The organism is Rudaea sp. (genome assembly GCF_036383415.1).
GTDB lineage: Bacteria > Pseudomonadota > Gammaproteobacteria > Xanthomonadales > Rhodanobacteraceae > Rudaea.
The window spans coordinates 1-10,406 of record NZ_DASVOK010000117.1 but is presented as its reverse complement, the minus strand read 5'-3'; the positions used below and the strand labels follow the sequence as shown (position 1 = coordinate 10,406).

Annotated in this window: 6 protein-coding genes; 4 read left to right on the top strand and 2 right to left on the bottom strand. The window is 64.5% G+C overall.

The genetic code is table 11. The features are described from left to right. On the top strand, window positions 1-2,058 hold a 2,058-nt coding region (locus VF497_RS04490; RefSeq protein WP_330886443.1), incomplete at its 5' end, for a glycosyltransferase. A 15-nt stretch (window positions 2,059-2,073) separates the two neighbouring features. Here VF497_RS04490 and VF497_RS04485 read toward each other — a convergent pair. Both VF497_RS04485 and VF497_RS04480 read right to left on the bottom strand, forming a co-directional pair. After that, complete coding sequence (locus VF497_RS04485) at window positions 2,074-4,092, bottom strand: ChaN family lipoprotein (protein WP_330886442.1); 2,019 nt, start codon at window positions 4,090-4,092, stop codon at window positions 2,074-2,076. Between the two features lie 135 nt (window positions 4,093-4,227). After that, window positions 4,228-5,007 (bottom strand): NRDE family protein, encoded by a 780-nt coding sequence (locus tag VF497_RS04480; RefSeq protein WP_330886441.1) that lies wholly within the window; start codon window positions 5,005-5,007, stop codon window positions 4,228-4,230. 456 nt (window positions 5,008-5,463) lie between these two features. On the opposite strand from VF497_RS04480, the gene VF497_RS04475 reads away from it, so the two are divergent. The 3 genes from VF497_RS04475 to VF497_RS04465 all read left to right on the top strand — a co-directional run. Next, window positions 5,464-7,071, top strand: a complete 1,608-nt coding sequence (locus VF497_RS04475) for a DUF1800 family protein (RefSeq protein ID WP_330886440.1) — start codon at window positions 5,464-5,466, stop codon at window positions 7,069-7,071. Window positions 7,072-7,087: 16 nt separating this feature from the next. Beyond that, window positions 7,088-8,500: a DUF1501 domain-containing protein gene (locus tag VF497_RS04470; RefSeq protein ID WP_330886439.1), complete on the top strand. Its 1,413-nt coding sequence runs from the start codon at window positions 7,088-7,090 to the stop codon at window positions 8,498-8,500. Between the two features lie 478 nt (window positions 8,501-8,978). Continuing rightward, window positions 8,979-10,406 (top strand): undecaprenyl-phosphate glucose phosphotransferase (locus VF497_RS04465; protein WP_330886438.1); only part of this gene is annotated, 1,428 nt, incomplete at its 3' end.

Genomic DNA, 10,406 nt, shown 5'->3' with positions numbered 1-10,406 from the left:
ACGCGCGCCAGCCTCGCGCGGCGTGGACTGCTTGGCACGTTCCGCCGCATCGGCGACGAATTCGCGCGCAAGCGCGGCGCGCCGGTGCCCGCGCCGATCGTCGAGGCTCCGGCCGCGCCGGTCGCACATGATGCGCCGCTGGAAACCTTTGCCGTGCCCACTTCGGCACGGCCGCAAGTCAGCATCGTCATTCCGGTCTACAACAAGGTCGAATACACGGTCGCCTGCCTGCGTTCGCTTGCCGAACACGCGAGCGCGACGGCGTTCGAGGTGATCGTCGTCGACGACGGCTCGAGTGATGCGACGCCGGCGCAGCTCGCGCAAATCGACGGCATCCGTTCTCTGCGCAACGAGCGCAACCTTGGCTTCATCGGCTCCTGCAACGCGGGAGCCGCGGCGGCAAGCGGCGAGTACGTGCTGTTCCTCAACAACGACACCGTCGTCACCCGCGGCTGGCTCGAAGCGCTGATCGCCTGCTTTGCCGAGGAACCCGACGCCGGCCTCGTCGGCGCCAAGCTCGTCTATCCGGACGGGCGCCTGCAGGAAGCCGGCGGCATCGTCTTCCGCGACGGTTCGGGCTGGAATTACGGCCGCTTCGACAACCCCAGCGACCCGCGCTACGAATTCCGTCGCCAGGCCGACTACTGCTCTGGCGCGGCGATCATGCTGCGGCGCGAATTCTTCGACAAGCTCGGCGGCTTCGACTCGCGTTACGCGCCGGCCTACTACGAAGACACCGATCTCGCCTTCGCCGTGCGCGCGGCCGGCAAGAAGGTCTTCTACGAGCCGCGCTCGGTCGTGGTTCATTTCGAGGGCGTCACTTCGGGCACCGACATCGGCAGCGGTATCAAGCAGTACCAGGTCGTCAACCGCGAGAAATTCATCGACAAGTGGAAGGCGGCGCTAACCCTGCAACCGGCGCCGATCGACAACGCCAAGCATGCCGCCGCGGCGGCTAACTTCCACGACACGCGGCGCGTGCTGATCATCGATTCGTACACACCGCGGCCGGATCAGGATTCGGGTTCGCTGCGCATGACCAACCTGATGCGCCTGCTGCGCGAACTCGGCTATCGCGTGAGTTTCCTGCCCGAAAATCACGCCCATGAAGGACGCTACACCGAAGCACTGCAGGCACTCGGCGTCGAAGCGCTCTATCACCCATTCGTCGCCGATGCGGGCGCATGGCTGCGCACGAACGGGCCCGAACTCGACGCCGTCGTGCTCTCGCGCCACTACGTCGCGGAGAAATATCTCGATCTCGTATATCTGTATGCGCGGCGCGCGAAAATGATCTTCGACACGGTCGACCTGCACTATCTGCGCGAGCAGCGCACGGCGCAGATCGAAGGCAGCGCCGAGCTCGCGCGCCAGGCCGCGGCAACCCGGGCGAACGAACTGCGCGTGATGGACGAATGCGACCTCACCCTCGTCGTCAGCGAAACGGAAAAGGCGCTGCTCGCGCGCGAGGCACCGGGTGTACCGGTGGCAGTATTGAGCAACGTGCATGAGATCTACGGCTGCCGGCGTGCGTTCGCCGCGCGCGAGGGCATCGTCTTCGTCGGCAGTTTCCAGCACCCGCCGAACATCGACGCGGTGCTCTGGTTCGTGCGCGAAGTGTTCCCGCTGTTGCGCGCGAAGGCGAAGATCGATCTGCACATCATCGGTGCCGGCGCTCCCGATTCGATCGCCAAGCTCGCGATCGACGGCATGATCATGCACGGCTACGTCGCCGACCTCGCGCCGTTCATGGACGGCTGCCGCGTCTCGATCGCGCCGCTGCGTGTCGGCGCCGGCGTCAAGGGCAAGGTCAACATGGCGATGAGCTACGGCCTGCCCGTAGTCGCGACGACAACTGCCGTAGAGGGCATGCACGTCAACGCCGGCAGCGACGTCCTCGTCGCCGACTCGCCGGCCGACTTCGCCGCCGCGATCCTGCGCCTCTACGCCGACGAGTCGCTGTGGAACACCTTGTCGGCGAACGGGCTCGTCAACGTGAGCTCGCACTTCTCATTCGACGCGGCACGGGCGGCACTCAAGGCAATTCTGCCACCCTGATAGAGCGGCATTGACTCACTCCGCGGCGCGATAGCGGCGGTCGATGTCGTCGGCCATCTTCTGCAGATCCGCCTTGATTCCCTTCAGGTCGGCCGGTTTCGGACTCCAGTCCGGGTCGGGGAACTGGTCCAGCGCCGAGCGCAGGTTGATCTCGTCGACGAAATCGGGATCCGGCGTTGCCGCTTCGAGTTGCCAGAACGGCGCGAGAAACACGTAGCCGTCGAAGAAGCCGCCAAGCGTTAGCTTGTCGTCGCAGAGACCGTAGTAACCCGGTTCGCGCACGTCGCCAAGTGGCGTGCCGCGCAGGTCGAAGCCGACCGGCACATTCGCATTGAGCCGCATCAGACGTTCGATCTCGCCACCACCCGGCTGCACGAACGCCGGCTTCACTCCGGGCCGGTTCGGCAAGCTCTGGTGCAGCAACACGTTGGCGACGCGCATGCCATAGGCCTTGAGCAGGCGGTTGCCGAGCGCGTTCTCGGTGCGCAGGCAGAAGCCATCGCTGTCGGCGTGTGTTTCCGGCATTGCGAAGTGGGTGAACGCGTGCAGCGTGCCGGTCAGTACGAGTGCCTTCTCGCCACGGTCGAGGATGTCGCGCGAGATCAGGTCGGCGCGGAACGCATCGACCACGCCGCGCGAAAATATCCGCGCGAGGCTGCGCGGCGTGCGCACGCCGTCGAAGCCGCGCCAGTCGTAGACATAGCTCATGTTGACGATGCGGAACGGTTTCCGCCCCGGCGCGAGAGCGCGGTTGAACGTCCACGCGGCGCGGTACAGGTCGCGGTATTCCTTCCAGCTCCACATGCTGTTGTAGTGGAACATCAGCGCCTTGGCCTTGCCTTCGTCGAAAGTCGCGGCGCCGAGCAGTGCGTCAAGCGCCTGCTGGTCTTCCTGCGCGCCGAACTCCATTACCAGGTTGCGTACGCCCGCCGCGTACAGCTTCGGAATCAGCGCGGCGACGAAGGCGAGGTTCTGCCTGACCGCATGGTCTTCGCCGAGAAGCACCACATCGGCGGTGCCGAACTTGCCGACCATGTAGTCGTCCGGCACCTGCGCGCGGCGCAGAAAATCCAGGTATTCGGCATCGGCATGCGCGCGCGGCGCAGCGGCGAGTTTTGTCCGCTGCGAGAACAGGAACTCCAGCGGTGTAGCCAAGCGCTTGTTCCACGCAGCTTCGCTATGGTTTTCGCCGGCGAAGACCCGACTCTCGAAATCTCCGCCGCGCGTCCATCCACGCGCGCGCATCAGGTCCTCGAACGCGAGGCTGTACGGCCGGTAGCTTGCATCGAGCGTCGCCGTGCCCTGGTCGATGTAGACACGATGTCCGGCGGGTTTGAGCGCGCTCCCATCGAGGTAGTCGGCGAAAGCCTTGCTCACCTGCGGCGCGTGGATCGCGGAATCGGGCCGCTGATCGCGCGAACTGCCGAGCAGCCAATGCAACGACAGCGATGCCGACGCGCCGAACACCTGCGGATACTCCGCCTGCGCATAGAACGAAATCAGTCCGCCCATCGACGAGCCCATCACATAGGTGTCGGCCGCTCCGGCCTTCGTGTGGTAGCTGCGGTCGATGAAGGGCTTGAGTTCGCGGACGATGAATTTCAGGTACTCGTCGGACAACGGCTCGCCGCCCCAGCCCGTCGCAATCGCGACGCGCGTCGCCGCGGGCAGACGATCGTAGATCTTCTTCGGCAGGTATTCGCGTCCGCGCAGGTCGGTGCTGGCCATGCCGACGACGATCACGCGCGGCATCTTGCCTTCGCGGATCAATCGCGAAACGGTGACGTCCACACCCCAGTTCGCGCCGCTGAGCGAGCGGCTCGAGTCGTAGAGATTCTCGCCATCCTGCATGTACAGCACGGGCAGGCGCTCGCCTTTGGGATCATAGCCTTCGGGCAACCACACGCTGACGTCGCGTGGCTTGACGAATTTCGAAGCGAACGCCGCATGATGGACCACGCTGCCTTCGGCATGCGCGATCGTGGACGACAATGGCAAGGCGAGCGCGAGCAGGCAGCACGCCAGCCTGCCCATGGGCCATGCCGCGCGCCTGCGTCGATTCGTCATATGCCCTCCGCCGTCGTCGAAAGGCAGGCACTTTAGCGTGCCAGGTTCGATGCGGCTGGCATCGTGGCGCGTGAATACGTATTCGATGCGTGCGGACCCGCGCTACGTCGATGCGGCCAGTGACAGCGCTGCTTCTCCGGCGACGTTGGCAGCGGCGTCATAGCGGCGCTCGCGCAGGACGTGCGAGCCGTCCGCGTACGCGTAGGCGAGCGTGCTCGCGCGCGTGCCGTAGGCGTCGCCGTGCACGCTCATCGGCATGACGAAGATCGAGGCGAGACGGCGCTCGAGTTCGAGGGCTATGCCGGTCTGCGGCAGGTCGCGGTCGTCCGGCCGGGCGTCGTCGTGAAGCAGGTCGAGCAGCGCCTCATCCTCCACTTTTCCACTTTGCAACAAACTGGAAAATTTCTCCTGCAACCGGCGCATCTTCGGCCATTCGTCATCGAGCGAGCCGTTGCTGAATGCATGCACGCCGTCGGCGAGCGTGCGCACCTTGCCATCGATGCTGCTGACGAAGCATGCGCCACGCGCATCGCCGACGACGAGGTTGAACGGTCCGTAGCACGCGCGTTCGCGCGCGATCGTTTCGACATAGGCAAGCGGCATCGTGTCGGCGCTGACGAATTCGCCGACCAGCGCGCCGCGCGATCGCGGCGCGGCCTGCGCGCCGGGCCGACGCACGTTGGTGACCGCGGCATAGCGGCCGTTGCGGTTCACGGCGAGCCACGAACCGCCGGCGGCGAGGTCGCGTCCGCCGAATATGCCGGGTGCGTCAGCCCATTCGCCGGCCGGCGCGGTCGGCCGCGCGTGGAACTCGTCACGGTTGCCGAGCAGGAGCCAAGGGCGATCGGCGATGGTGTTCAGGGCGAGCAACAGCAGGCACATGGAAATCCGGAGGAGAGGCGAGCGAAGTTTTCGTTCATTAGGCGAAGGAGTCGAAACAGTCGCGATTTAACATCAGATTGGCAAAAAAGTGACTAAGATCAAAATGATAAACCGACTGCCAAGCGCCAAACTATTTTTTTGATTTGTGATGCACTTCACTTGACCAAACACTTTATTAACTTTTATTTTACCGTCGCGAAACATAGCAGGGGTGCTTTCGCGCAACGCGAATCAAACGTAATTGACGCACCCCAGTAGTTACAAGGGCAATCGCCGTGGAGTTCGGCGCATTCCCTCGGAGTTCTCCCCTTGAAGTCACGAGTTCTTTTTTCCGCCAACCCGGCTCGGGTTGTGCTTGCCTGCGTCCTGATTTTGTTCCTCGGCCCCGCCATGGCGGCAAGGGCCGGGTTGGCGGGGCCCGGGCTGTCCGCGCCGCAGCGTGCCGCGATAGTGGCAATGAACAGCGCTCCGGCCAGCGATGCCGAAGCCGCGCGCTTCCTCACCATGGCCACGTTCGGCCCGACCCGCGTGGACATCGCCAGCCTGCGTGCGCTCGGCTATGCGGAATGGATTCGCCGCCAGCTCGCGTTGCAGCCGACACTGCAACGTCCGGCGGTCGAGAAGCTCGACGCCTACGTGACCAATCCGGGCCAGATCGATCGTCTCGAAGTTTCCTTCCGCACGATGGTCACCGCGCCGGACCAGTTGCGCCAGCGTATTGCCTGGGCGATGAGCCAAATCCTCGTCGTGTCCGACCGCGCCGGCAATCTCGACCAGGATCCCGTCGCGATCGCCGAATACGCGGACACGCTTGCGCGCGACGTCGCCAGCTACACCGATGGCGCGGGCGTGTCCCATCCGGCGAGTTACTACAACCTGATCTACGACGTCTCGCGCAGTCCGGCGATGGGCAAGATGCTCAGCTACACGAGCAACCGCAAGAGTGACCCGCTGCTCGGCACTTTCCCCGACGAAAACTACGGGCGCGAACTGATGCAGTTGTTCTCGGTTGGTCTGACCCTGCGCAATGCCGACTTCTCGCCGAAGCTCGACGCGAACGGCGCGGAAATTCCGACCTACACCGAAGCGACCGTCGCCACCTATGCGCGCGTGTTCACCGGCTGGAGCTACCAGAGCGGATTCGGCACCGATCCCAGCAGCGGCAACTGGGCACCGGCGAACTACCAGCCGCTGATCTGCTATGCGGCGTACCACGACAGCGGCGCCAAGACCCTGATCAGCCCGACCGGCAACTACGGTGCCAGTTCCGATGCGCCGACCGTGCCTGCGGGCACGAGCTGCGAGAACGATCTCGCCGCCGCGCTCCACGCACTCGCCGCGCATCCCAACGTCGCGCCGTTCATCTCGCGCCAGCTCATCCAGCGCCTGACCTCGAGCAATCCGACGCCGGCCTACATCGCGCGCGTCAGCTCGGTGTTCAGCGCGACCGGCGGCGACCTCGGCCTGGTCGCCGCGGCGATCCTGCTCGACGACGAGGCGATGACCGGCACCGTTTCGACTCCCGGCTACACCTTTGGCAAGCTGCGCGAGCCGCTGCTGCGCCTCACCGCGCTGTGGCGCTACTACGCGCCGGCGACGCAGACCGGCAAGTACATGGCATCGCATCCGGAGAACTATTACCAGCATCCGTACGGCGCGAACTCGGTGTTCAACTTCTACCAGCCCGACTACCTTCCGCCCGGCGAACTCGCTACGGCAGGTCAATACGCACCGGAGCTGCAGGTGCTGACCGAGAGCACGGTCATGATGATCGCCAACGATCTGACCGCGCGCGCGCAGAACTACGTAGGCAATCCGAGCAACGGAGCGAACGCGCTGCTCATCGACATCTCGCCGTTGACCGCGATCGCGGGCAACGCGGCGAATCTGGTCGATCAGGTCAACCATGATCTGCTTTACGGAAGCATGAGCACGGTCGCGCGCAATGCGCTGATCGGCATGCTCAACGACCCAGCCTCGTACTCCTTCCTGCCGGCGCAGGTTCGCGTGCGCGATCTGCTCAAGGTCGTGCTCGTTTCGCCCGAATTCGCCGTACAGAAATAACCCCGGACTCCCCACCATGATCACTTCGCATTCGCGCTCGCGCCGCGACTTCCTGCGCGCGGCCGCTTCCTCCTGCCTCGCCGGCATCGGCGGCGGCGCTCTCTACGGCCAGTTCGGCCTCATCAATTCGGCGCTAGCCGCATCCTGCTCCAGCTACTCGGCGGTGAGCGATTACAAGGCGCTCGTCTGCGTCTATCTCGCCGGCGGCAACGATTCGTACAACATGCTGATTCCGAGCGACACGACGCGTTACACGACCTATGGCAATTCGCGCGGCGGCCTCGCCATCGCGCGCGGGTCGCTGCTGCCACTCGCGGTGCAGGGCGCGGCAAGCGGCGAGACCTACGGCCTGCATCCGAACTGCAGTGAAATGGGCACGCTGTTCAATGCGGGCAAGGGTGCCTTCGTGGTCAACGTCGGCACGCTGCGCCAACCGACGACGAAGAGCCAGTACCTCACGCCGGGCTATCCGCTGCCGCCGCTGCTGTTCTCCCATCTCGACCAGCAAGGCCAATGGCAGTACGGTCAGCCGACCTCGCACGGCACCACCGGCTGGGGTGGCCTCGCCGCCGACCGGCTCTCCGTGCTCAACCCGGGGGCGCCGCTGCCGATGTCGATTTCGCTCAGCGGCACCAATCGCTTCCAGACCGGCGTGCAGGTGCAGCCCTACAGCGTGGCGAGCAGTGGCGTGGTCGGCCCGATCGGCTACGATGGCGCGTCGGGCGCAGCGGCGGCCAATGCGATCGCGCAGATGCTGGCCAACGCCTATCCCGATCCGCTCACGCGCAGCTACAACGCCGTGCTCAACAACGCGATCGACTACGCTTCGACGCTGTCGACCGCGCTCGCCAGCGGACCCGCCCTCAACTCGCCGTTTCCTGCGAACAACCCGCTCGCGGATGCGCTGAAGATGATCGCGCGCATCATCTCGGTACGTGGCGCGCTCAAGGTGAAGCGGCAGATCTTCTTCGTCACCATGGGCGGCTTCGACACGCACCACGACCAGCTCGCCGACCAGCCAGCGCTGTTCACCCAGCTCTCGCAGGCACTCGGTGCGTTCTACCAGTGTACTGCGAACGACCTCGGCATTCCCGGTGCGGTCACCACGTTCACCCAGTCCGAATTCGGACGCACGCTGAACTCGAACGGCGGCGGCACCGATCATGCCTGGGGCGGCATCCAGTTCGTCATGGGTGGCGCGGTGCGCGGCGCAAAGTTGTACGGCGCGCCAGGCGCCAGCGGCACGCTGTTTCCGAATCAGAGCTTGAACGGTCCCGACTGCCTTGCACGCGGACAAATGATCCCGACCGTGTCGAGCGATCAGTACTCGGCGACACTCGCCGCGTGGTTCGGAATGCAGTCGTGTGATATTGCGAACGTGTTCCCATTTCTGAAAAATTTTTCGAGCCCGAATCTCGGCTTCGTTTAACGAAATCCGCCTCGCCGTCATCGCCCGCCGCTACGCGCTTTCCGGTGCGTGGCGGCGTTCGGCGTGCGCGCGCTTTTTAACGTTCAAACGGGTGTTTACGACAGCAGACGTTCAGGAAAATCAGGAAAATCAATGGCATGATCCTTCCGCAGCGCAGCATCAACAGCGCTTCGATGCACACTTTCCCCCACGCAGGAGCGCAGCAACAGAGTCGTTTCCACCCGATCTGTCCAAGTTTTTTTCGCAGATTCTCACTGCGATGAAGTGACGAGCTTCGACCTCGCGCAACAGCCGCTCCAGGCGTTCGTCATACAGGGAACCGAGAACCAAAAATGGCCGGGGCATCGATGCCCGGGTTTAGCCGAAGTTGGTTTCTGGTGTTCTTTGAATTTCCCTCCCCCGGGCTGATCTGATCCCAAAAACCGGCTTCCTTCTCAAGCGTGGCGGACTTCCAGGCCACGCCGACCAAGGAGGCTCGATGAGTTCGACCAGGATTTTGTCCAGCAAGGCCGGCGGCAGTCCGGCAACGAGCGGGAAGCTCTTCAGCGCAGACTTCCGCCTTGGCGCGGTCGCCTACGCGGTCACCCTGACCAAGCTGCTGCACGGTCTGCTTGCCGCGCTGCCCTGCCTCGTCACCCTGATGGTGCTCAAGGGCACGCACGAGGAAGCACGCTATCTCCTGCATCCGCGCCTGATGGCTGTGCTGTTCGGCACGATCACCGTGCTCGTGTTCCAGTCGTTCGGCATCTACTCCGAGGAAATCTTTTCCAAACGCCTGCTCGTGCGCAAGACCTTCTTCGCCTTGAGCGCGACCTTCGGCCTCGTGCTCGTGGCGCAGAACCTCACGCTCAACGCGTTCGCGATTCCGGGGCAGTACCTCGTCGCCTGGTTCGCCGCCACGGTACTGCTGTTCCTGCTCGCGCGCGCGGCGATACTCGGCGTGAACGATCACTTCATGGCGCACGGCAAATACCTGCAGCGTGCGGTGATCTACGGCTGCAACGAGAACGGCCTGCGCGTCGCCGAACACATCGAACAGAACGAGGACATCCGCGCCGGCGTCGTCGGCTTCATCGACGACGAGCCCACGCACGCGGCGCTGCTCGACAACCAGGCGCTGAACCTGATCGGCGACATCGACCGGCTTGAGGGCATGGTGCGCGACGAACGCGTCGAGCAGGTCATCGTCGCCCTGCCCGCAAGCGAGGAAGAGCGCATCAAGGAAGTCGTCGACCGCTTCAAGCGCATGCCCGTGGACGTGCTGCTCGCCCCCGATCTCGGCTCGCTCCACCACACGCCGCAGCATACCTCGCAGGTGGCCGAGCTGCCGATGGCGAATCTCTCGCAGCGTCCGCTGCAGGGCTGGTCGCCGCTGCTCAAGCGCGCCGAGGACATCATCCTTTCGACGCTGTGCCTGCTGCTGCTGGCGCCGGTGATGATCGCCGTCGCGATCGCGATCAAGCTCGAATCGCCGGGGCCGGTGCTGTTCCGGCAGAAGCGCTACGGCTACAACGAGCACCTGATCGAGGTGTTCAAGTTCCGCTCGATGTACCACCATCTGCGCGACGCGAACGCCGCACAGCAGACCACGCGCGATGACGCGCGCATCACCAAGGTCGGCCGCTTCATCCGCAAGACCAGCCTCGACGAGTTGCCGCAGCTGTTCAATGTCTTCCTCGGCAGCATGTCGATGGTCGGCCCGCGCCCGCATGCGAGCGCGACCAAGGCGGCCAACGTGCTGTTCGAGGACGCCGTGGCCGAATATGCCGCGCGCCATCGGGTCAAGCCAGGGATTACCGGGCTCGCCCAGGTAAACGGTTACAGGGGCGAGACCGACACGCTGCACAAGATCCACCGCCGCGTCGAATACGACCTCGAATACATCGAGCGCTGGTCGGTTTGGCTC

Coding starts and splice junctions, on each gene's coding strand:
- VF497_RS04485 (WP_330886442.1), bottom strand. CDS start 4,092: ATGGGCAGGCTGGCGTGCTGCCTGCTCGCGCTCGCCTTGCCATTGTCG.
- VF497_RS04480 (WP_330886441.1), bottom strand. CDS start 5,007: ATGTGCCTGCTGTTGCTCGCCCTGAACACCATCGCCGATCGCCCTTGG.
- VF497_RS04475 (WP_330886440.1), top strand. CDS start 5,464: ATGAACAGCGCTCCGGCCAGCGATGCCGAAGCCGCGCGCTTCCTCACC.
- VF497_RS04470 (WP_330886439.1), top strand. CDS start 7,088: ATGATCACTTCGCATTCGCGCTCGCGCCGCGACTTCCTGCGCGCGGCC.